Below are 21,852 nucleotides of genomic sequence, written 5' to 3'. Positions count from 1 at the left end.
GGCGATCGGGAAGGCGGGGCGATCGGTCAGACGACGGGCGGGGCGCGGGCACCGAGGCCGGGACGCGGGGGCGCCCGCGGGAGGGCGACGCGCCGCGGCCGGGGGGCGGCGGCCGCGAGGGGGCGGGCGACCGGGACGGCGGCGACGGCCGACGGCCCGGGCAGGGTGGCGGGGCCGGCCGCGTGGCAGGCGACGCAGCAATCCCCGCGGTGAGGGGCCGGCAGCTGTTTGCCGGCCGGTGCCGGATCGGTCGGGCCGCCGTCGGCGAGGCAGAGGACGTGGTCCGGCCCCGCGGCGGCGGAGGCCAGGCCGCCGAGGACGCCCTGGAGCGCCAGGGCGTAGAGGGCGAGGAGCGCCACGATCCGGGCGAGCGCGCGCGCCGGCCGCGCGGGGGCGACCCGAGGGTCCGCGCGGCCGCGACGGCCGGGCGCCGCGGCGGCCCGGCCTCGTGGATCTGCTCGCGTCACGGCTGTCGCCCGGCGGCCGAAGCTCGGTCCCGGGCGGCTAGTGCTGGTGCTGGTGCTGGCCGCCCGGCGCGCCCGCGCCGATCGGCGCCACCGTGAAGGTCACCGGCACGGCGCCGGCCCGCTGGAAGGTGAGCGTCCCCGCGACGGTCTCGCCCGCCTTCGGCGCGCCGGTCAGGTCCTCGAACATGAGGTGATAGCCGCCGGGCTTCAGCTCCACGGTCTCGCCGGGCTTGATGGTCAGGCCGTTCGTGACCGGCGCCATCTTCATGACGCCGCCCTCCATCGACATGGAGTGGATGTCGCTGCTCTTGGCGAACGGCACCGTGGCACCCGTGAGCGTGTCCGGGGCGCTCCCCGTGTTGGTGATGCGCACGTACCCGCCGGCGACCTTGGCGCCGTTCGGCGTGGCGCGCAGCCACGGCGTCTCGATCGTCAGGTCAGCGGCCTTCACGGTCGTCGCGGCCGCGGCCGTCCCCGCGGCCGGCGCGCCGCCCGCCTGAGCGACCTGGACGATCCGGAAGGACGGCGCGGCCGTCTTCAGGTCGTGGGCGTCCTGACCGGCCTTGGGGATCTCCGACCAGGAATAGCTGCCCTCCGCGCAATCCTGCTGGACCGGGACGTAGACGGTCGCGCCGGGCTCGAACGTGCCGGCGACCTGCGCCAGGAAGGTGAACTCGTCGACCTGATCGTCCGGAAGGGAGCCGCCGCTCCACGTGATCGACGTCACGCCCTCCGCGGCCGTGCCGTGATGGGTCGCGTAGGTCTTGGCGTAGGGTCCGCGCGTCGTCGCGAGGGTCCAGCCGGGTTTCGGCATCGGCTTGGCGCCGATCAGGCCCTCCGGGATGGTGACGCTCACGCGCGTCGTCGGCTTGCCGTTGCAGCCGTGCATGATCTGGACGACGCCGCGATACGAGGCGCCGGGGGCTGCCTGCTTGCGTTCCAGCACCGCGTGGGCCTGCGCCGCGGAGGCGAGCAGCCCGAGGCCGAGGGCGGCCGAGACAAGGGTCTTCATGGGAGTACATCCGTCCTGAGGGATCCGAGAGGTGGTGATCGCTCAGGCGGTCGGCGGCCCCCTCGGGGACGCGATGGTGCCGGGCGGCGCGCGGGCGCCGACGCTCCGGTTGAGGGGCCAGGCCGGCCGCAGGTCCGCGGTCGCGACCCATCGGAAGCCGACGGACGGGGGGCGCGGCGGGAGCGCCGGGCCGGTGGCCTGGGCCGCCGTGCAGCAATCGCCGTGGTCGTGGGGGACGGGCGCGCCCGGAGAAGCGGACGCGTCGGCATGCTGCGCGCAGAGGCCGTCGGTCGCCGCCGGCACCGGCATCAGGCCGCCGAGAAAGGCCTGGAGCAGCAGGGCGTAGAGCGCCAGCAGGGCGACGACGGCCCGCAGGGCCGGCCCGACACGTCGATCCGAAAGGGCCTCGCCCGAATCCATGCTGCTCCCGCGCGCCGTCCGAACCGGACCGCTATGGCATCCCTGCCACACCGGCGCGACGATGGCAGTTGCCAGGGTGCCGCAGACGGACGCCGCGTGCGCTGGCGCACGGCGATGCCACATTCCGGCCCCTTCGATAGGGAGTCTTAACGCCATCCCGACACCGTGGCGCCCGAGACAATCCGCTCCCGTCACGACCTGACGAACCCCGGACCAGAGCCAGCGACCGATGCGCAAGAAGGCACAAAACCGGTTCCCCGCGATCCTCGGCGTCGCCGCCCTCGGCGCGCTCGGCATCGGCGGCGCCCAAGCCCGCGATCAGGGCAACTATGCCCAGGCCGAGTGGGCGCAGGACTACGCCTCACCCGCCGGCATGCAGGTGCAGCGCGAGACGGTGCCGATCCTCTCGCCCCAGACCGTGACGTCCACCGAGCAGATGGTGGAGCGCTACAAGGACATCGTCGCCCGCGGTGGCTGGCGGCAGGTTTCCGGCGCCGACCACCTGCGGATCGGCTCGCGCGGCCCGGCCGTGGCGGCCATCCGCCAGCGCCTGATCGTCACCGGCGACCTCGATCCGGCCGCGGGCGGCTCGGGCGTGTACGATTCGTATGTCGCCGCGGGCGTGAAGCGGTTCCAGGCCCGGCACGGCCTCAGCCAGACCGGCGCGATGACGATGGCCACTCAGCAGGCCATGAACGTGCCCGCCGACGTGCGCCTGCGCCAGCTCGAGATCAACGTCGTGCGCCTGCGCTCCTACTCGGGCGATCTCGGCCGGCGCTTCGTGATCACCAACATCCCGGCCGCGCTCGTCGAGACGGTCGAGAACGGTCAGGTCGTCACGCTCCACGCCGCCGGCGTGGGCAAGATCGACCGCCAGTCGCCGATCATGAACACCAAGGCGACGCAGATCAATTTCAACCCGACCTGGACGGTCCCGGCTTCCATCGTGAAGAAGGACCTGATCCCGAAGATGCAGAAGGATCCGAACTACCTCACGGACAACAAGATCCGGATCCTGTCGAACGGCTCCGAGGTCTCGCCGAAGTCGGTGAACTGGTTCTCGGACGAGGGCACCCGCTACACCTACCGGCAGGATTCGGGCGCCGACTTCAACTCGATGGGCATCGTCCGCATCAACATCCCGAATCCCTACGGCGTGTTCATGCACGACACGAACACCAAGGGCGTGTTCGGCGACGATTTCCGCTTCATCTCCTCGGGCTGCGTGCGCGTGCAGAACGTGCGCGAGTACATCACGTGGCTGCTGAAGGACACGCCCGGCTGGGACCGTCAGAAGGTCGAGGAGGCGATCGAGAGCGGCAAGCGCATCGACGCCAACATCTCCCAGCCGGTGCCGGTCTACTGGACCTACATCACCGCCTGGTCGACCCCGGACGGCATCGTCCAGTTCCGCGACGACATCTACAAGCGTGACGGCGTGAACGTGCCCTCGACCATCGGCGCGCCGACCCCGGTCGCCAGCGCCGAGCCGATGCCGCAGACCTTCGAGCCCGGCGACGAGGAGTAGTCGGACCCGCGGGCGCCGGCCGCTCCCGGCGACGCCCGCCCGTCGAACCCGATCCGAGGCCCGCACCTCTGCCGAGGCGCGGGCCTCGCGCGTTCGGGGCCGCGCCTGTCATCCGGAGGTCAAACGCGTCTGATTGGCCGCGCAGGCAGCGTCCCGGATGCCGGTTGCCGGCCTCCCGCGGGACGCCGCGCCGCGAAGCCGTGCAGGAGCCATCGATGTCGCGCGACACCCAGCCCGGAGGCCTGACCCGCCGGAGCACCATGGCGGGCGCCGCCGCCCTCGGCCTCGTCGCGGGCCGGGCCGGTGCGCAGGAGCCCGCCGAGGCCGCCGAGGCCACCGGGATCGTCTCCGCGCGCGACGCGGCCGGCGGGGACCCGGTCCCGCTGCCGGGCGTGCTGGTGTCCAACGGTCGCGAGATCGCGCGGACCGACGAGCGGGGCCGATACCGCCTGCCGATGCCGGGCGACGGCGCGGTCTTCGTCATCAAGCCGCCGGGCTACGCCCTGCCGCGCGACGCCGACAACGTGCCGCGCCACTCCTACATCCACCAGCCCGGGGGCACGCCCGCCGAGCTGGGCCTGCGCTACCGCGGCCTCGCGCCCACCGGGCCGCTCCCGGCCTCGATCGACTTCACCCTGACCCGGGCGGACGAGCCGGACGACTTCGACGTCGTGCTGTTCACCGATCCCCAGCCCGAGAGCCGGTTCGAACTCGACCACGTGCGCGACACCGCGGTCGCCCGCGCCATGGCGATCCCGGCCGCCTTCGGCCTGACCACAGGCGACGTGCTGTTCGACGATCTCTCGCTCTACGGCCGGTCCAACCGGATCGTCGGGCGGATCGGCCTGCCCTGGTACAGCCTGCCGGGCAACCACGACCTCAACATGCAGGCGCCGGACGCGCGCTACAGCCGCGAGACCTGGAAGCGGGTGTTCGGCGCGCCGACCTACGCGTTCCGGCACGGCCGGGCGTGGTTCGTGATGCTCGACAACGTCGAGTGGCTCGGGCCGCCGGTGCCGGTGGGCGCCAACACCTACCGGGGCCGGATCGGCGACCGCGGCCTGGCCTTCCTGCGCAACCTCCTGGCCGAGATCCCGCGGGACGACCTGATCGTGCTGGCTATGCACATCCCCCTGCACACCGAGACCGGCCCCGAAGAGCCCCGCACCCACACCACGGACCGCGCCGCGCTCCTCGACCTGCTCGCCGGCCGCAAGGTGCTGAGCCTCGCCGGCCACACCCACACGACCGAGCACCACTACCTCGCCGACGGGCACCACCATCACGTGCTCACCGCTGTCTCGGGCTCGTGGTGGAGCGGTCCCGACACCCGCACGGGCATCCCCTCGGCCGACAGCCGCGACGGCACGCCGAACGGGTTCCACGTCCTGTCGATCCGCGGCACCGACTACACGACGCGCTACGTCGCCGCGCAGGGGCAGCCGGACGAGACCATGCGGATCCTGTTCGAGAGCGAGCTGCGGGCCGGCGCGCCCGAGGTGGTGCGCTTGACCCGGCCGGTGCAGGGGCTGCGGCCGCCGGTGCCGCAGGACGCGCTCGCCGACACGACCCTGGTGGTGAACGTGTTCGACGGCGGCCCGCGCACGCGCCTCGCGTTCCGGGTCGGAGACGCGCCGCCGAAGCCGATGGCGCGCACCCGCCGCCCCGACCCGTTCGTCACCGAGCTCTACGAGCGCTACCCGGAGACGAAGAAGAGCTGGGTAAAGGCGGTGCCCTCGACCCATATCTGGACGGCGCGGCTCCCGGACGACGTCGCCCCCGGCGCCCACCGGGTGACCGTGGAGGGCGCGGACGAGTACGGCCGCCCGATCCGCGGCTGCACGGTGCTGGAAGTCACCGGCGAGCGCGGCCGCGGCTGAGCACGGGCGCCGGTCGTCCGGCGCCCGCGCGGGTCACGCCGCCAGCTGGCGGGCGCCGTGGCCGCCCTCTTGGATCTCCTCGACGATCTTCGCGCAGAACGCGTCGAGGTCGCCCGGATTGCGGCTCGTGACGATGCCGTGATCGGTCACGACGTCCTTGTCGTGCCAGCGGCCGCCGGCATTGATCACGTCGGTCCGGATCGAGCTGAACGAGGTCAGGTCGCGGCCCTTGGCCGCGCCGGTCTCGATCAGCAGCCACGGGGCGTGGCAGATCGCGGCCACGACCTTGCCGGAGGTCAGGAAGCTCCTGATCAGGGCGAGGGCCTGGGGCTCGAGCCGGAGCTTGTCCGGGTTGATCTGGCCGCCCGGGAGAACGAGGGCGTCGTAGGATGCCGGGTCGACTTGCTCCAGGTCGGCGTCGACCGCGACTTCCCGGCCCCAGTCGGTCTTGTCCCAGCCGCGGATCGTGCCCTTGCTCTGGCGCGACTGCGGGGCGGCGACGGTCACCGCGGCGCCGGCCTCGGCCAGCTTGGCCTGCGGGACGGTCAACTCGCTCTCCTCGAAACCGTCGGTGGCGAGGATCAGGATCTTGGCTTGGCGGATGTCGGGCATGGCGGTCTCCGGTCGGGGGATCTGCCCGGCTAACGGAGGCTCGTGCCGCCCGTTCCCGCGGCCCTCCGCCGCCCGGCCGCGTCCGGGAGCGGACCCCGGACCGGTGATCGGAACCCCCGGGGAAGGCGGCCCGTTGGTCCCCATCCCAACCATCAGGAGTCGCGTCATGGCCAATCCCGGCCTTCCCGAGCCCACGCCCGGCGACCTGCCGCCGCCCCCACCGATGCCCGAAGAGGAGCCCGATATCGGCCCGACCGGCCCGCGCACGCCCTATCCGGTGAACGATCCGGGGATCGGCGAACCCGGCGGTCCGGGCTCCGAGCCGGACATCTTCCCCGGCACGCCGACGGATCCCGGGACGCGCATGTGACGGCGCCCGCGACGGCCAAGCGCCCGGCCGTCAGTGACCGCCGTGCGAGGTCCGCACGTCGCGCGGGGCATTGAGGATCTCGGAGAGGCTCGTCACGACGTGGCGGGCCTCTTCGTCCGTCAGGCGGAGCTGGAACGGCGGCAGAGCGCCGGCCTGCAGGGCGACCACCGCCTGGCCCTCGTCGTCGGTACCGACCTCGATGGCCGACGACGTCACGTCGAGCATGGCGACCTCCTCGTCGCCCATCTCGTCGGCCATGTCGGGCTCGTCCGTATCGTCGATCGCCGTGAGGAGTTGCCCGACGGCGCGCACCAGCGCCCGGGCGGCGCGGGCATCCATCACCACCGCCGTCGCCTGATCGTCCTTCTGGAAGGAGAGCTGGATGTTCGCACCGTCCAGCGAGACCGAGATGCCTGCCATGTATCGTCCAGAGCCACGCGCCTTAACTGCTTGAGCGCATTCCGTATATGCATCGTGAATGCCCGGAATCACAGGGGGCGGTGCCGCTCGGCCCCCTCCCGATCCCGGCCTGCGACGCAGATGATACGCCGCCCATGCCTTGTTGCGGCCGCAGCCTGCGCCTAAATACGTCCTCGGGGGGCTTATCCACCGAGGCTGACGCTGTTCAAGGTTCAGCGACTCGCGCCCCGCCGCACTGGCCAAATCCAGAAAGACCGTGGTGCATCACGCGGCCCTCGTGCCGCGCGGATGGCCTATGGACGAACGAGGTACACTACGTGAATACCGGCACTGTGAAGTGGTTCAATGAGACCAAGGGCTACGGTTTCATCCAGCCCGACGACGGCGGCAAGGACGTGTTCGTCCACATCTCGGCCGTCGAGCGCGCCGGGATGCGCAACCTGATCGAAGGCCAGCGGATCGCTTACGAGATCCTCACGGACAAGCGTAGCGGCAAGGACGCCGCCGGCAACCTGCAGGCGGCCTGACCGTCGCGGGTTCCGAGGCGCCTCCCGCGCCCTCAATGCGCCGACGTGTGCAACTGAGGATTGCGGGTGGCGCATGAAGCGGCCGCCAGACGCGGTTCCCCCTTCCGACGCTGCCTGCCCGGGCGAGACTGCCAGGGTTCCGGTCGCGTCGGAGGCAATATCCCAGAAACGACGCCGGGCGCAGCCAACGTCCGGTCCAGAAAAGAAAAGACAGTGATGTTATTCGAATACACACGGCGCCGCGGCGTCCGTTCCCCCGTCACCGATGCCCCGACCTTCCGAGTGGGCAAGCTGGCGCGGGCCATGACCGCGGACCAGACCGGGGCGGATCTCAGCGACCTGATCGACCGGTCCTACAACTACCACTCCCCGCGTGAGCTCCACTGGCATCTCGCCGAGCGTCTCGGGCTCGCGCCCGCCGCGGTGAAGATCCGCGAGACCGCGACGGCCTGAGGCCGCTCGCCGCGGACACGCGGGGCCTCGGCCTCAGCGGTCCCAGGCGGCGAGCACCGGGTCGCGCAGACCCAACGGCGCGGCGAGCAACTCGCCGTGCACCGGGTCAGCGCGATTGTACGGCGTCGCAGCCCCGGAGAAATCGCAGACCACGCCGCCCGCCTCGCGCAGAACGAGGTCGGCGGCGGCCAGGTCCCAGTCGCGGGCATTCCCGGAAATCATCCCGATATCGACCGTCCCGTCCGCCACGCGGGCGAGCCTCAGGGCGAGGGACGGGATCCGCGCGATCACCTCGAAATCCGGGTCCGCTCCGGCGCCCCGGGCCAGGCGGTCGAGCATCGGCTTCGGGCCGGTGACGCGGGCGCCGGGCAGGCTCTGCCTGGTATCGACGCGGATCGGTTCGCCGTTCCGCGTCGCGCCGCGCCCGCGCACGGCCTCGTAATCCGCGTCGCCCACCGGCGCGTGGACGAAGCCGATCAGCGGCTCGCCGCCCGACAGGAGCGCCACCGCGATCGACCAGTCCGGATGGCCCGACAGGAACGCCCGCGTCCCGTCGATCGGATCGACGATCCACACGAGGTCGTGGCCGAGGCGCGCCGGGTCGTCGGCGGTCTCCTCCGACAGCCATGCCGCCCGCGGCACGAGGGCGCTCAGACGCACCTTCAGGAAGGCATCGACCGCGACGTCCGCCTCGGTCACAGGCGAGCCGCCGGCCTTCGACCAGATGCGGGCCGAAGTCTGCCCGCCGAGCCTGAAGAACGGCCGCGCGATGTCGGCGGCCTCGCGCATCACGGCGCGCAACTCCGGCATCAGGGCGGATACGGCATCGTCGGTGAGAGGCTCTGGCATCGCGCTCCGCGTGGAATCCGTGCGGCCCGCGAGGGCCCCGCCGGCCCGCCCGTCCGACGGGCGGACGTCCGGGCCCGCTTGGGCTCACCCCGTCGGGCTGAGAAGACCCGGCGCGGAGGATCGCGCGCCCGGTCGCCCCGTTGTACGGCGGCGCCCGCAGCGCCACAAGGATGCTGGTTGATCGATCGATAACGACCGATCTGCGCAAGGAAATGTTGAGCATTCAAGGAAGCATTGAGCATTCCGCAAATGACAGCGCTGTCCAGATTCGCTTAACGACGGCTCTTAAGCGGTGCGGAGGAGTTCGGGTGCGATTTTGCTTGGCATAACGGACGGCCCGACAGGGGTCGCCACTTGCTCCAGGGACTCGGACCGATGAACACTTCCCCGGCCACGGACAAAAGCCACGCAGGACACCCGATGCACGGTGCCGACACCGCGCCCCGCTTCGTCGCTTCGCCGCTGCCGGTGATCGGCCGCACCCCCGGCGCGCGCCGGGCCGTCGGGATCGCGCTCGCCTACGCCACCGAGGACGCCGAGATCGTGGGCGCCGACCGGTTCAGCCTGATCCTCGTCGACGAAGAAGGCGACGTGCTGCAGCGCCTCGGCAGCTTCGAGGAGGACGATGTGGTCGCGTTGTGGCGCGACATCGCGGCGCGGGCGGGCCTCGTGCGGATGATCGTCCGGGAGGACGGCCTCCTCGTCCCGGTCTCCCAGCAGATCGGCCGGCTGATTCTCGGTCAGGTCCGCATCCGTCGCCGCCACGCCGGTCTCGGCCGCCGTCGCCCGCGCTTCCTGGCCCGCCGCAAGACCGGCCGGCTCCCCGCGCGCCCGCAGATCTTCCGCGGCGAGAACGAGATCATCGCCCGCACCTGAGGGCGCCGACGGCCCTTAGAACAAGTTGCGCAGCAGCGCGTCGGCGGTGAGGCCGACGAACAGGATCAGGCCCGCATCCCGGTTCGACCGGAACAGCGTGAGAGCCCCGCGCCCGTCGCGCTCGCGCAGCGACAGGACCTGCCAGGCGAGGTGCCCGGCGAAGGCGGCGACCCCCAGATACCCGACGAGCCCCGCTCCCGCCCCGCGCGCGGCCAGCACCACGAACAGAGCGGCCAGCGCGTAGCAGAGCCCGACGGCGAGCCGCACGTGCCGGCCGAACAGGCGGGCCGAGGAGCGGATCCCCGCGATCTCGTCGTCCTCGATATCCTGCACCGCGTAGATCGTGTCGTAGCCGATCACCCAGCACAGGGCGCCCGCGTAGAGCAGGAGCGCCGGCGGATCGAGGCGGGCGAACACCGCGGCCCAGCCCATCAGAGCCCCCCAGGCGAAGGCCAGTCCCAGGATCGCCTGCGGCAACGGCATGACCCGTTTCATGAACGGGTAGATCGCCACCGGCAGCAGCGAGCAGAGACCGATGATCACCGCCTCCGCGTTGAACTGCAGCAGGACGGCCAGCCCGATCAGGGCCTGAATCACCAGGAACAGGGCGGCGTGGCGCGGCCGCACCTGGCCCGAGGGCAGGGGGCGCAGGCGCGTGCGCTCGACCTGCGCGTCGAGGTCGCGGTCGGCGATGTCGTTGTAGGTCGAGCCCGCCCCGCGCATCGCCACGGCGCCGATCAGGAAGAGCAGGCAGTGCCAGGGGTCGGGAAAGGCCTGGTCCGCGGCAATCGCCGCCAGGGCGGCCGACCACCAGCAGGGCAGGAGGAGGAGCCACCAGCCGATCGGCCGGTCGATCCGGGCCAGGCGCAGGTACGGGCGCCAGGGCCGGGGCGCCCGCCGGTCGACCCAGTGCCCGGAGACCGCGTCGGCCGGCCGCCCGTCGTCAAACACCGTGCCGTTCATCGGTCGGATCTCCGGTCGTCCCGCACGTGAGTCCCCCGCCGCTGCCGAGGGGGGACCCGCGCCGGATCCGCGATCCTCTCAGACGATCTCAGAGAGCGCCCTGCGGCAGCTTGAAGCTTCCGGTCAAGCCCGGGCCGCCGAGCAGCCCGCCGCCGCCGCCGCCCGCCTGGGCCTGCGCCTGGGCGCGGGCCTGCGCCTCCATCTTGGTCGCCTGGGCGGCGACGCTGCAGATCTTGGTGCGGATGCCGCTGACCTTCACGTGGTCGGCCTTGAAGCCCTCGGCGAAGGAATCGGGGATCGAGCACCATTCCTTGTTGGCGGCGATCCACTTGATGCCCTCCGCGCCGTTGGACTGGAGCTTCCCGAACAGGGCGCAGGCCTCCTGCGGGGTCATCTTCTTCTTGGACTGCGACGCCGCATTGGCGCGGCCGACCAGAGCCTTGCGCTCGGCCAGGGTCTTCTGGATGGCACCGCATTCCGGTGCCGCGCTCTGCGCGAACGCCGCCGTGCCGAACAGGACGGTGCCGACCAGCACCGCCGCCCCCAGCTTCAGACTCCCCTTCGCCATTCCGCGACTCCCTCGACGCCCCTGCCGAATCCGCGAGCGGCCGGCTCTCTTCCGTTCCGTTGGGTTCGCCATAGGATTGTGGCGTCATTCGAGCGGCAAACCGGCTGCGCCATGCACCGGTGGACTGGCTGCCGAAAACCGGGGCTCGTAACCATTCGGCAACACTTTCGGTCGCGGTCCCCGCGTTGACAGGCCCGCCGGCCCGCGCGACCACGCCGCCATGCCGGCCTATGACTTCACCGCTCCGCGCCTCCACGTCGCGGCCGATCTCGCGGCGGGGGTGATTCTGCCCCTCGACCGGGCTCAGGCGAACTACCTGCTCAACGTGCTGCGCCGGGGGCCGGACGATCCGGTCCTGGTCTTCAACGGCCGCCACGGCGAGTGGCGCGCCCATCTGGTCCAGACCGGGCGCAAGGGCGCCGACCTGCACGTCGCCGCGCAGACGCGTCCGCAGCCCGCGCCCGCCGACCTTCACTACCTGTTCGCCCCGCTGAAGAGCGCGCGCCTCGACTATCTCGCGCAGAAGGCGGTGGAGATGGGGGCCGGAACGATCCGACCGGTCATCACCCGGTTCACGCAGGGCGATCGCGTCAACATGGACCGGCTGCGGGCCAACGCGGTCGAGGCCGCCGAGCAGTGCGGGATCCTGGCGATTCCCGATTGTCCGGAGCCCGAGCGCCTGCCGGCCGCTCTCGCGGGCCTCGCGCCCGGGCGGCTCCTCGTGTTCTGCGACGAGGACGCGCCCGTGCGCGACCCGGTGGCGGCCCTGCGGGCGGCCGGCGACCCGCTGGCGCCCCCTCCGCTCGCCGTGCTGGTCGGTCCCGAAGGCGGCTTCTCCGAGGAGGAGCGGGCGCTGATCCGGGCGCGGCCGAACACCGTGGCGCTCTCCCTGGGGCCGCGCATCCTGCGGGCCGACACCGCCGCCGTCGCCGTGCTGACGCTGGTGCAGGCGGTGCTCGGCGACGCGCGCTGACGCGCGCCGCCCCGATCCATGTGTGCCCGCGCACATGGAAGGACCGCGCCGGTCGATTGTTTCCACGGATCAGACGTGAAGCGGCGCGCCGGTCGAGACCGCCGCGTTGTGGGTTCACGGCGGCTCGATTATGTCCCGGATCGGACGCCGCCTGCGCCGCGTGCTCATCGGGGTCGGGGGCGGGTGTCCGCCCGGATCCCGCTCGCGAGAGCGGGTTTGTACCGGGTGGATCCGCCGGAGCAGTCCGGCGCGCCCGTTCCCAGGCACACGTCAGACGCACGGGCAGGCAGCGCATGGCGCGCGACAGCAACGACACCACGCCGCTCACCACGCGCGCCGAACTGATCGAATGGTTCGCGGCGGGCGAGAAGCCGCGCGCGCGCTTCGCGATCGGCACCGAGCACGAGAAGATCCCGTTCTATCGGGAGACCCGGGCGCCGGTTCCCTACGAGGGTGACCGCGGCATCCGGGCGCTCCTGGAGGGGCTCGCCCGCGAGACCGGCTGGGAGCCGATCCTTGATCTCGGCAACATCATCGGCCTGTCGGCGGAGGCGGGCGGCGCGATCTCGATCGAGCCCGGCGGCCAGTTCGAGCTGTCGGGCGCGGCGCTCCCCGACGTGCACGCCACGGCGGCGGAACTCGCCACGCACCTCGCCGCGGCGAAGCGGGTGGCCGATCCCCTGGGCATCGGCTTCCTGACGCTGGGCATGAGCCCGAAATGGCGCCGGGACGAGACCCCGGTCATGCCCAAGAGCCGCTACCGGATCATGGCCGGCTACATGCCGAAGGTCGGGTCCCTCGGTCTCGACATGATGCTGCGCACCGCCACCGTGCAGGTGAATCTCGACTTCGCCTCCGAGGCCGACATGGTGCGCAAGATGCGCGCGTCCCTGGCGCTGCAGCCGGTCGCGACCGCGCTCTTCGCCAACTCGCCCTTCACCGACGGCCGGCCGAACGGCTTCCTGTCGCGCCGGTCCGAGATCTGGCGCGACACGGACGCCCACCGGACCGGAATGCTGCCCTTCGCCTTCGACGCGGGGTTCGGCTACGAGGCCTATGTCGACTGGCTGCTCGACATGCCGATGTACTTCGTCAAGCGGGGCGACACCTACCACGACGTGTCGGGCGCCTCGTTCCGCGACCTGATGGCCGGCAAGCTCCCCCAGCTGCCGGGCGAGTTCGCCACGGTCTCGGACTGGGCCAACCACGCCTCCACGGCCTTCCCCGAGGTGCGGCTCAAGCGCTTCCTGGAGATGCGAGGCGCCGATGTCGGCGGCCCCGGCATGATCGCCGCCCAGGCCGCCTTCTGGACCGGTCTCCTCTACGACGACGCGGCCCTCGACGCGGCCCTCGACCTCGTGAAGGGGTGGAGCCTCGCCAACCGCGAGGCCGCCCGCGCCACGGCGCCGCGGCTGGGGCTCGCGACGCCGGTGGCCAATACCACGCTCGGGGCCGTCGCCGCCGAGGCCCTGGCGATCGCCCGCGCGGGCCTCCGGACGCGGGGCCGCCGCGACGCCGAGGGCCGGGACGAGGTGATCTACCTGCAGCCGCTCGAGGCCGTCGTCGCGGCCGGGCGGACGCGGGCCGAGGATCTCCTCGCCGACTACGAGGGGCGCTGGGGCGCCTGCGTGCGTCCGGCCTTCACGGAATGCGTCTTCTAGCATCCGGCTGAGCGGCTCACGCCGCCCGCGCGAATCGCCGTTGGAACGTGCTAATGGAACGTTCCGACATGGCGCGACGCCCGGGGAGAGGCCGAATCATGACCCGCATCATCTCCGTCATCCTCGCCGGGATGGTTTCCGTTCCGGCGGCCGTGAGCACGGCGCGGGCGGCCGACCTGGCGCCGTTCCAGGGCTCAGGTCCGACGCCGGGTCGCTGGCACACCGGAGCCGGCGGCCGCATCGCCGGCACCGTGGCCGCGCGGGGGCGGCCGCAGTACAGCTATTACGGCGAGTACGGCTATCCCGCGCCGTTCGGCTACGGTTACGCCTACGCGCCGGTCCCGAGCCGCGGCTTCGAGTACGGCTACAACGGTCCCCGCTATGTCTGGACCGCGCCGGACAGCTATTCCGGACCCGCCTTCGGCTATCACGTGTGGTGAGGACGCCGCTGGCGCCGGGCCGCCGCGGTGCCTAAGACCGCCGGGCCGGCATCCGCGCCGGTTCGGGAGCTTCCGGCGTGCGGGACGAGGATCCGGACTGCGTCGACCTCGACCTGAGCGGCCTGAAATGTCCGCTCCCGGTCCTGCGCACCCGCAAGGCGCTGCGCGGCCTCGCCGCCGGCCGGACGCTGGTGGTGACCTGCACCGACCCCCTGGCCGCCCTCGACATCCCGAACCTCGTGCGCGAGGAGGGCGCCCGCCTCGACGCCGCCGAGCGCCTGGAGGGGCCGCCCGCGGGGCGTTTGCGCTTCCGCATCACCGTGTCCGCAAGGCCGCCGCATTCCTGAACGATCCGTCGGGCTCCAGGAGCAGGGCGAGATCGGAATGGCACCACGGATCGGGGGCGTGCGCCTCGTACATGACGGCTGGGCGCGCTACCTCGTCGCCGAGGTGATGCAGGAGGACGGGAGCCGCATCACCCGGGAGATGGAGGATCACGGCCGGGCGGTCGCGGTGCTCCCCTACGATCCGGAGCGGCGGGTCGCCACGCTCGTCTCGCAGTTCCGGGCGCCGGTCCTCTACTCGGGCGGGCCGCCGAGCCACATCGAGGTGCCGGCCGGGCTCCTCGACGAGGGCGCCTCCGAGGACGAGGCGCGGCGCGAGGCGATGGAGGAGACGGGCCTGCGCCTCAGCGCCCTCGACTTCGTCGCCAGCGCCTGGTCGATGCCGGGGATCTCCACGGAGCGGATGGACCTGTTCCTCGCCGCCTACGGCGAGGCCGACCGGACCGGCACCGGCGGCGGTCTCGCCGCCGAGGGCGAGGCCGTGGCGGTCCACGAGATCCCGCTGCCGGAGCTGGCCGCCATGGGCCGCCGCGGCGCGATCACCGACATGAAGTCGCTGACGCTGCTCTTCGCGCTCCAATTGCGGCGGCCGGACCTGTTCGCGGAGCGGCGCTGAGGTCAGCCGGGGCGCCGCCGGAACTGGTCGCGCGCGGCGAGGCCGATGAAGCGCCACGACTTGATGAAGTAGCGCCGGAACAGCCGGCGCGGCGCCTGCAGGAACCGGTAGATCCACTCGAGGCCGAGGCGCTGCATCAGCCGCGGCGCGCGCGGCAGGAACCCGGCGGCGACGTTGAGGGCGTCGCCGACGCAGAAGACCACCGGCTCGCCGAGCGTCTGCCCGTGGCGATCCACCCAGATCTCGGATTTGGGCGCGCCGACGCCCATCACCAGCAGCGTCGTCCCGTGAGCGCGGATCCGCTCCGCCAGGGCGCGGCTGTAGGCCGCGTCGTGCTCGAAGCCGAAGGGCGGCACGGCGCTCGCCACGGCGCCGGGCGGAAGGCCCGCCGCCTGCAGCCGGGTCGCCAGCGCGTCCGCCGCGTCCTGTCGGGCGGAGACGAAGAAGACCCGCCGCGCGAAGGCCGGCGGGTCGGCCAGGACGCAGCCCAGGAGATCGTGGCCGGTGATCCGGTGAACGGGCTGGGCGCACGCCTTCCGGGCCAGCCAGACCAGCGGCATCCCGTCGAGGGTCCGGGCCGCGGCGCGCGCGTAGGCCTCGCGGAACGGCGCGTTCTCGCTGAGCTGGACGATGTGATCGACGTTCGCCGTCACGATCATGCGCGGGCGGCCGTCACGCCGGGCCGCGACGTCGGCCACGAGGGTCGCGGCGGGACCGGTGTGAAACCGGTAGCCGAAGAGTTCGACGGTCGCGCCCGTCTGCGGCGATCCGGACGCCGCGGGGGCCGGGGCGCTCACCGTGTGTGCCTCCCCGAGGACCGGATCCATAGCGCCCAGGTAGAGGCTGATCTCGCCGATGTCACGCATCGGCGGCCCGGAAGCTCGCGGCCGGCCGGGTGGCGGCGCGCAGGCTGCGGCGACGGTCGCTGTCGGCGCCGAGCAGCAGGGCGATGCCGCCGCCGAGCAGCAGGCCGAGGACGAGCGCCACCGGCAGGACGATCTTGGGGGAGGGCGGGAAGGTCCGCTGGCGCGCCGGGACCGCGGCCGAGATGATCCGGACGTTGGTGGTGTTGAGCCGCTCCTGCTCGCTCGCCTCGCGGGCGCGCTTCAGATAGGCCTCGTAGATGCCGCGGCGGGCGTCGAGGGTCCGCTCCAGCTCGCGCAGGCCGACATAGGCCCGGTCGCTGGACGCGGTCTCGTTCTTTACCCGGTCGAGATTGGCCCGGATCGCGGCCTCGCTCGCGGCGGCGCGGTCGTAATCCTTCTGGGTCGTCTCGATGATCCGCTCCTTCTCGCGCTGGATCAGGCGCTGCAGGTCGCGCTGCTGGGCGTACTGCTCGGCCATGGCCGGGTGGCGCTCGCCGAGGCGCGTGGCGAGCTCCGCGGTGTTGCGGGACAGCGTGGCGTATTGCTGCCGCAGGGCCTGCATCTCCAGGCTCTGCAGCATCTCCGGCAGGGCGGTGCTGGGATCCGACGAGCGCATCCGGCGCGCCTGATCGAGGCGCGACTTGGCCTCCGCGGTCTTGATGGAGGCGGTGACGAGCTGCTGGTTCAGGTCGCCGAGCTGCTGGTCGGTGAGCAGGCGGCCGCTGGCGGCCACGAGCTTGTGATCCTCGCGGTAGCGCACCACGGCGCTCTCGGCCTGCTCGACGTCGCGCTTGAGGCTGTTGAGCCGCCCCGCCAGGGCGTCGGAGGCGCGCCGCGCGGTCTCGGTCCGGGCCGCGGCCTCCTCGGCGAAGTAGGCGTCGCCGACGGCGTTGGCGATGCGGGCGGCCTTCTCGGGATCGCGCGACTGAACGGAGACGTCGATCACGAAGGTCCGCTCGGCCCGCCGGACAGTGAGCCGGTTCTGCAGCGTGTCGAGGGCCGTGAAGACCGGGTCGCGGCTCGCCGGCGGGGGCAGCATGCCCAGCGCGCCCTTGATCCAGGTGAGGGTCGGGTTGTTGCCGTCCGGCAGCACGAACTCGTCGTCCTGGTCGAGGTGGAGCTTGGCGATCACCCGGCGCAGGACGCTGTCGGACTGGATCACCCGCACCTGGCTCTCGGCGATCGACACGCCGCTGTCGGCCTGGGGCTGGCGCGCGTTCACGTCGTTCTCGACGACGCGCAGGTCGCTCGGATCCACCAGGATCTGGATGCTCGACGTGTAGCGGGGCGGGATCAGGCCGAGGAGCGCCACCGCGACGGCGACCATGAACAGGCCGCCCAGCACGATGAAGCCGCTGCCGCGCCACAGCCGCCGCAGGATCACGCGGCCGTCCGTCGGCGGTGCGACCTGCGGCAGCACCATCCGCACGGGCCGTTCGCCGCTCATCCGCGTCGAGAAGTCGAACATACGCCTCGCTCCCTGACCTGCCTCGGCGGAGACCGCCGCCCGTCACCCGCCCCGTCGCCCGTTCCCTTTGTGACCAGCTCCGTGCCGATCTGGAACAGGTGCCCGCCCGAGGCGCTGCCTTCTTCGGGAGCCCAGCAATCAACATACCGGACCAGTAGTGTCGCCCCGATGCGGCACTTGCTTCAGGAAGCTGGCAGATATCGCTTACAGATGCAGTCCTGACTGTCACGACAATCGAGCATGAAAAGTTCCCGATTTGTTGGGGACTACGCAGGCCGCCTCAGGCGGTGCCCGCGTGTGCGACAATTGACTCCAGCGCATCGTAAGCCGCGGGATCGCCGGCCAGGAAGCGCTGAAAGCGCGCGCCGTCCTCGGCCGCGATCGCGTTCCAGCGCGCGACGTTGGCCCGACTCATTCCGGCGGCGCGGGGCAGGGCGCCGTCGCGGATCCAGCTGGCGAGGGCGCCCGCGGCCGCGTCGGGCTCCTCCGGCCGGATCAGCAGGGCCGACGCCCCCAGGACCTCCCGGAACACCGGGTCGTCCGGCGCCACCACCGGAAGGCCGCCGTGCTGGACCTCCAGCAGCGGCAGGCCGAGGCCCTCCGCCTTGGAGGTGGAGACCAGCAGGTGGCACGACCCCGCGAGGGCGCGCAGCTCGGCGTCGGCGAGGTACCCGTGGCGGTGCAGGAACGGCGGCGGTGCGTCCAGGAAGGCGTGCTGTCCCCAGCCGACCCGGCCGACGAGGTGGAGCTCCGCCGGGATACCGGCACGGATGAGCGCCGCCGTCAGCGCGAGGGTCGCCGGATAGTTCTTGCGCGGCTCGATGGTGCCGATGGCGAGGATGCGCAGCGGCCGGCCCGGCGCGTAGGCAGCCGGTCCCGGCAGGTGCGCGAGCCCGAAGGCGTCGCGGACGGGGGGGCGCAGCAGGGCGACGCGGGCGCGTCGGGCGCAGAGCGCGCGCACGTCCGCCCCGGTGGTGCGGCTGTTAACGAACAGGTTCGGGCACCAGCGCAGGGCCAGGGCGAAGCTGGGGCTCATGTAGAGCCGGCTGCGCAGGCTCAGATCCTCCGTCCGCGTGAGCAGGAAGGTGTCGTGGACGTAGAGCAGGCAGCGCGACGCCGCGACGGCGCAGAGCGGCCCGGGCGGGAAGCCCGGGAACAGGAACAGGGCGTCCCGATCCATCAGCGCCCGCGCCGGCAGGCCGAGCTGCTGCGCGGCGACCATGCCGGGCAGGGAGCCCGCGGTCACCGGCCGCACCGCGTGCGGGGCGAGCCGGTCCGGGGCGAACAGGTCGAGGGTGACTCGCTCGATCCCCGTCACGTGGGCGCGCAGATGGGTCTGATCGAGGTAGATCCGTCGCCGAGTCGGCGCCGCCCGCGCGCCGCCCGCATTGTCGCCGGCCCTGTCGCCGCGGGCCGTCACGTCTGGCTCCGGCGCAGCGCGCCGGCGAGGTAGAGGCACCGGCGCACGAGGAGCGGCATCCGACGCCCGAAGACCATCTGCTTGGCCCGCCGCAGCCGGCGCACGAGCGGGCGCGAGATCGCCGGGACGGTGCCGGCCGCGCCCGCCCGCAGGTCCGCCGCGAAGGGGAAGTGCCCGAGCATCCCGGGGGCGAAGCGCGGGCCCGTCGGGGCGCTCGGCAGACCGTGACGCCGGAAGACCGCGTCCAGCGACAGCGCGGAGGCGGCCGGGCTGTAGCGGCTCTCCAGGGCGATGCGCGCGAAGGCGCCGAGCCGCGCGCGCGCCTCGCTGTCGCCGACCAGCGCCGCCAGCGCCTCGGCGAGGGCGCCCGGCCGCACCGGTACGAGGCGGCCCGACACGCCGTCGATCACGGCCGAGGTCAGGCCGGAGGTGCGGTAGGCGAGCGTCGGCACCCCGCACAGGCCGGCCTCGATCGGCGTCTGCCCGAGGGTCTCGTGACGGCTGGCGGTGACGTGGAGGTCGCAGGCCCCGTACCACGCGGCCAGGAGCGCCTCGTCGGCGATGAGGCCGGGCGCGTACAGGTTCGCGACGCCGAGCCGGGCCGGGTCGTCGAGCCGGCCGACCGCCACCACGCCGACGCCCGGGCCCGCCACGGCCTGGAGCGCGGCCCGGAGATCGGCGAAGCCCTTGTCGGGCCCGTCGACGATGACCGAGGAGACGAGGATCAGGACGTCGTCGGCCGGCAGGCCGAGCGTGCCGCGCAGCGCCGCGCGATCGCCGGGCCGGAACACGGCGGTCGGGAAGGCCAGCCGCACGGGCTCGATCACGCTGCCGGGCGGGGCGAGTTCGCGCGCCCGCGCCAGCGTCCAGTCGGAATTGGCCAGCAGCCAGGGCGCGGAGGGTCGCGTCGGGGATCCGGGCGCGGCGCCGGCGAGCACCGCGCGCTTGCGCTCGTGCATCCCGGCGATCCGGCCGGGCGCCAGCTCCGGGTACTCGTCCGGGCCGGGGCAGGCGGCGTCGCAGCCGGAGGCGGCGCGCCCGCAGTCGCGGGGGTGGGCGCACCGGCCCGTCAGGGGGAAGAGGTCGTGCAGCACGAGGCCGACCGGACCGCGCCGCGCCAGGCGGCCGACGACGTCGAGGCTGCGGGTGGCGCCGTGCAGGTTGCCGGCGAGGACGAGATCGGGGGCGGCCGCCGCGACCGCGGCCTCCGCCTGCGGGAAGTCGTCGCGCCACTCGGCGGCCTCCGGGCGTCCGCTCAGCGTCACCTCCGCGACCCGGTGGCCCGCGAGCGTCAGCGCCTCGGCGAGGCGGCGCTGGGCCACGCCCGCGCCCCCTCGGGTTCCGGTCCCGGTCAGCGACACGATCGACAGGCCGGCGGCGGGCGGGGGCGGCGGCGCGTCGAGCCTGTGGAGCAGGATCGGGCGGCCGATCAGGCTCCGCCGATCGGCGGGGATCGCCGACCAGGCGGAGGCGGCGTCGAGCGTCCCGTCGGCGTCGATGATCGCGTGCGCGAGGGCGTCCCGCCGCCAGAGGATCCCGCCGTCCGCGGCCCCGGGGCCGTCGAGGCCGCGGACGATGTCGTCGAACAGGACGCGCAGCCCCGCCACCGCGTCGGCGCCGGTGAGCGCGGCCTCCAGCGCCAGGGCGGTCAGCGCACCGGGCGCGAGCAGGTCGCCGGCGCGGAGCCAGAACAGGTGCTCCGGATCGGGAACCGACAGGATGCGCGCCGCCGCGGCGCGGCCGGCCGCCGGGTCGAGCAGGTCGTGCCGCAGTTCCGGGTAGCCCTGGCGCAGGACCGACGCGATGGTCTCGGCGAGCGCGGCACCCGCGCCGGCCACCGTGACGACGCGGATCCGCGGCCACGGACGCCCGTCGGGGAGCGACGCGGGACGGGCCGGCGCGCCGGCGCTGCGCCCGAACGGCCAGCCGGCGACGCCGTGGGCGGGCGGTGACATGTCTGCGGCGTCGGTCACGGCGGCTCTGGCGGCGGCTCGGGTCTCGTGCGGGGTGGCAGAGTGGACGGGAAGGTTGAAGATTGCCTCTCGGGGCGGGCGGCCCGTCAGGCCGCCACGCGGATCCGCGCCGGGCCGGCCTCGATCCGGCCGATCCGGGCCGCCGCCGGGTAGCCGGCCGCCCGGATGCGCGCCAGGATCGCGTCGGCCCGGTCGGCCGAGCAGGTCACCAGCAGCCCGCCCGAGGTCTGCGGATCGGTCAGGAGATGGCGGCGCCACTCGGGGAAGTCGGCCGGCAGGTCCACGGCCTCGCCGAACGCCGCCCAGTTGCGGTGCGAGGCGCCGGTGACCGCGCCCGCGCGCGCCAGCGCCTCCGCCTGCGGCAGCAGGGGAAGGGCGTCGGCCTCGAGGGTGAGCGTGAGGCCGGCGCCGCGGGCGATCTCCAGGCCGTGCCCCAGGATGCCGAATCCGGTCACGTCGGTCAGGGCGTGCACGGCGGGCTCGGCGGCGAGATCGGTCCCGATCCGGTTGAGCAGCGTCGTGGTCGCGATGAAGTCGCGGTAGCCGGCCTCGTCGAGGGTCGCCCGCTTGATCGCCGCCGAGTAGACCCCGACCCCGAGGGCCTTGGTGAGCAGGACGGCGTCCCCGGCCACCGCGTCGGCGTTGCGCCGCACCGCCTCGCGGCGGCAGGTCCCGATCACCGCCAGACCGTAGATCGGCTCCGGTGCGTCGATCGAGTGGCCGCCCGCCACCGGGATGCCGGCCGCAGCGCATTGCTCCGCGCCGCCGCGCAGGATCCGCGCGACCACCTCGGGGTCGATCTTGCCGAGCGGCATCCCGAGGATCGCCAGCGCGAACAGCGGCCGGCCGCCCATGGCGTAGACGTCCGAGATGGCGTTCGTCGCGGCGATCCGGCCGAAATCGACGGGGTCGTCCACCATCGGGGTGAAGAAGTCCGTGGTGGCGATGAGGCAGGTGCCGTCCTCCAGTTCCCACACCGCCGCGTCGTCCGCGGTCTCGTTGCCGACGAGGAGCCGCTCGAACGGGCCCGCCGCCGGCTGCTGGGCGAGGAGCTGGCGCAGGGTGGCCGGATCGAGCTTGCAGCCGCAGCCGCCGCCGTGGGCGAGACTGGTCAGGCGGGGGGCATCGCTCATGGCCGAACTCCGT

24 protein-coding genes are annotated in these 21,852 nt (G+C 73.2%); 11 read left to right on the top strand and 13 right to left on the bottom strand.

Features of this window, described 5'->3' with window-relative positions:
• Nucleotides 1-26: 26 nt before the first annotated feature.
• From H288_RS0100735 to H288_RS0100725, 3 genes are all read right to left on the bottom strand, one after another.
• The gene (locus tag H288_RS0100735) at nt 27-359 is read right to left on the bottom strand and encodes a hypothetical protein (protein WP_020090680.1); all 333 of its coding nucleotides are present in this window, start codon (nt 357-359) and stop codon (nt 27-29) included.
• A gap of 145 nt (nt 360-504) precedes the next feature.
• Nucleotides 505-1,479 (bottom strand): DUF1775 domain-containing protein, encoded by a 975-nt coding sequence (locus tag H288_RS0100730; RefSeq protein ID WP_020090679.1) that lies wholly within the window; start codon nt 1,477-1,479, stop codon nt 505-507.
• A gap of 42 nt (nt 1,480-1,521) precedes the next feature.
• Entirely contained in the window at nt 1,522-1,899 is a 378-nt protein-coding gene (locus tag H288_RS0100725) for a hypothetical protein (RefSeq protein ID WP_020090678.1), read from the bottom strand.
• A 229-nt stretch (nt 1,900-2,128) separates the two neighbouring features.
• Here H288_RS0100725 and H288_RS0100720 point away from each other — a divergent pair, with 229 nt between their 5' ends.
• Together H288_RS0100720 and H288_RS0100715 are read left to right on the top strand one after the other, a co-directional pair.
• On the top strand, nt 2,129-3,427 hold the full coding sequence (locus H288_RS0100720) for a L,D-transpeptidase family protein (protein WP_020090677.1): 1,299 nt from the start codon (nt 2,129-2,131) through the stop codon (nt 3,425-3,427).
• A gap of 215 nt (nt 3,428-3,642) precedes the next feature.
• Nucleotides 3,643-5,307 carry a calcineurin-like phosphoesterase family protein gene (locus H288_RS0100715; RefSeq protein ID WP_020090676.1) on the top strand — a complete coding sequence of 555 codons (1,665 nt, stop codon included), beginning with the start codon at nt 3,643-3,645 and terminating at the stop codon, nt 5,305-5,307.
• Between the two features lie 33 nt (nt 5,308-5,340).
• On the opposite strand, the gene H288_RS0100710 is transcribed toward H288_RS0100715, so the two are convergent.
• Nucleotides 5,341-5,919, bottom strand: a complete 579-nt coding sequence (locus tag H288_RS0100710; RefSeq protein WP_020090675.1) for a type 1 glutamine amidotransferase domain-containing protein — start codon at nt 5,917-5,919, stop codon at nt 5,341-5,343.
• Nucleotides 5,920-6,085: 166 nt separating this feature from the next.
• Here H288_RS0100710 and H288_RS0100705 point away from each other — a divergent pair, with 166 nt between their 5' ends.
• Complete coding sequence (locus H288_RS0100705) at nt 6,086-6,289, top strand: hypothetical protein (protein WP_020090674.1); 204 nt, start codon at nt 6,086-6,088, stop codon at nt 6,287-6,289.
• 30 nt (nt 6,290-6,319) lie between these two features.
• Here the strand turns inward: H288_RS0100705 and H288_RS0100700 are convergent, their stop codons facing one another.
• Nucleotides 6,320-6,709, bottom strand: coding sequence for a hypothetical protein (locus H288_RS0100700; protein WP_020090673.1), 390 nt, complete (start codon nt 6,707-6,709; stop codon nt 6,320-6,322).
• A 317-nt stretch (nt 6,710-7,026) separates the two neighbouring features.
• Here H288_RS0100700 and H288_RS0100695 point away from each other — a divergent pair, with 317 nt between their 5' ends.
• Entirely contained in the window at nt 7,027-7,236 is a 210-nt protein-coding gene (locus H288_RS0100695; protein WP_012322269.1) for a cold-shock protein, read from the top strand.
• Between the two features lie 216 nt (nt 7,237-7,452).
• The gene (locus H288_RS0100690; RefSeq protein ID WP_026604544.1) at nt 7,453-7,689 is read left to right on the top strand and encodes a hypothetical protein; all 237 of its coding nucleotides are present in this window, start codon (nt 7,453-7,455) and stop codon (nt 7,687-7,689) included.
• 33 nt (nt 7,690-7,722) lie between these two features.
• Here the strand turns inward: H288_RS0100690 and H288_RS0100685 are convergent, their stop codons facing one another.
• Entirely contained in the window at nt 7,723-8,538 is an 816-nt protein-coding gene (locus H288_RS0100685) for a 3'(2'),5'-bisphosphate nucleotidase CysQ (protein ID WP_026604543.1), read from the bottom strand.
• A gap of 420 nt (nt 8,539-8,958) precedes the next feature.
• On the opposite strand from H288_RS0100685, the gene H288_RS0100680 reads away from it, so the two are divergent.
• Nucleotides 8,959-9,414, top strand: a complete 456-nt coding sequence (locus H288_RS0100680) for a DUF6101 family protein (protein ID WP_020090670.1) — start codon at nt 8,959-8,961, stop codon at nt 9,412-9,414.
• Between the two features lie 15 nt (nt 9,415-9,429).
• On the opposite strand, the gene ubiA is transcribed toward H288_RS0100680, so the two are convergent.
• Both ubiA and H288_RS0100670 read right to left on the bottom strand, forming a co-directional pair.
• A complete protein-coding gene (gene ubiA / locus H288_RS0100675; protein WP_020090669.1) occupies nt 9,430-10,377 on the bottom strand; it encodes a 4-hydroxybenzoate octaprenyltransferase in 948 nt (315 codons plus the stop codon).
• 88 nt (nt 10,378-10,465) lie between these two features.
• Nucleotides 10,466-10,945, bottom strand: a complete 480-nt coding sequence (locus H288_RS0100670) for a hypothetical protein (protein ID WP_020090668.1) — start codon at nt 10,943-10,945, stop codon at nt 10,466-10,468.
• Between the two features lie 220 nt (nt 10,946-11,165).
• Between H288_RS0100670 and H288_RS0100665 the strand changes: the two genes are divergently transcribed.
• The 5 genes from H288_RS0100665 to H288_RS0100645 all read left to right on the top strand — a co-directional run bounded on the left by H288_RS0100665 (nt 11,166) and on the right by H288_RS0100645 (nt 14,979).
• Nucleotides 11,166-11,918, top strand: coding sequence for a 16S rRNA (uracil(1498)-N(3))-methyltransferase (locus H288_RS0100665; RefSeq protein ID WP_020090667.1), 753 nt, complete (start codon nt 11,166-11,168; stop codon nt 11,916-11,918).
• Nucleotides 11,919-12,211: 293 nt separating this feature from the next.
• The gene (locus H288_RS0100660) at nt 12,212-13,579 is read left to right on the top strand and encodes a glutamate--cysteine ligase (RefSeq protein WP_020090666.1); all 1,368 of its coding nucleotides are present in this window, start codon (nt 12,212-12,214) and stop codon (nt 13,577-13,579) included.
• A 98-nt stretch (nt 13,580-13,677) separates the two neighbouring features.
• A complete protein-coding gene (locus tag H288_RS0100655) occupies nt 13,678-14,019 on the top strand; it encodes a hypothetical protein (RefSeq protein ID WP_020090665.1) in 342 nt (113 codons plus the stop codon).
• A gap of 77 nt (nt 14,020-14,096) precedes the next feature.
• Nucleotides 14,097-14,366, top strand: coding sequence for a sulfurtransferase TusA family protein (locus H288_RS0100650; protein ID WP_020090664.1), 270 nt, complete (start codon nt 14,097-14,099; stop codon nt 14,364-14,366).
• Between the two features lie 37 nt (nt 14,367-14,403).
• The gene (locus H288_RS0100645) at nt 14,404-14,979 is read left to right on the top strand and encodes an NUDIX hydrolase (RefSeq protein WP_026604542.1); all 576 of its coding nucleotides are present in this window, start codon (nt 14,404-14,406) and stop codon (nt 14,977-14,979) included.
• A 2-nt stretch (nt 14,980-14,981) separates the two neighbouring features.
• Here the strand turns inward: H288_RS0100645 and H288_RS0100640 are convergent, their stop codons facing one another.
• The 5 genes from H288_RS0100640 to selD form a co-directional block, all read right to left on the bottom strand.
• Entirely contained in the window at nt 14,982-15,845 is an 864-nt protein-coding gene (locus H288_RS0100640; protein ID WP_020090662.1) for a WecB/TagA/CpsF family glycosyltransferase, read from the bottom strand.
• Nucleotides 15,838-17,313, bottom strand: coding sequence for a GumC family protein (locus tag H288_RS0100635; protein WP_020090661.1), 1,476 nt, complete (start codon nt 17,311-17,313; stop codon nt 15,838-15,840). Before H288_RS0100635 ends, H288_RS0100640 begins: the two co-directional genes overlap by 8 nt.
• A 280-nt stretch (nt 17,314-17,593) precedes the next feature.
• On the bottom strand, nt 17,594-18,733 hold the full coding sequence (locus tag H288_RS0100630) for a glycosyltransferase (RefSeq protein WP_020090660.1): 1,140 nt from the start codon (nt 18,731-18,733) through the stop codon (nt 17,594-17,596).
• Nucleotides 18,730-20,706, bottom strand: coding sequence for a glycosyltransferase (locus H288_RS0100625; protein WP_020090659.1), 1,977 nt, complete (start codon nt 20,704-20,706; stop codon nt 18,730-18,732). The genes H288_RS0100630 and H288_RS0100625 overlap by 4 nt, the downstream gene beginning before the upstream one ends.
• Nucleotides 20,707-20,792: 86 nt before the next feature.
• A complete protein-coding gene (gene selD, locus H288_RS0100620; RefSeq protein WP_020090658.1) occupies nt 20,793-21,839 on the bottom strand; it encodes a selenide, water dikinase SelD in 1,047 nt (348 codons plus the stop codon).
• Nucleotides 21,840-21,852: the final 13 nt, after the last annotated feature.

The organism is Methylobacterium sp. 285MFTsu5.1 (genome assembly GCF_000383455.1).
In the GTDB taxonomy this organism is placed as follows: domain Bacteria; phylum Pseudomonadota; class Alphaproteobacteria; order Rhizobiales; family Beijerinckiaceae; genus Methylobacterium.
The sequence above is the reverse complement of the archived record's forward strand: the minus strand, read 5'-3'. Positions and strand labels throughout refer to the sequence as shown.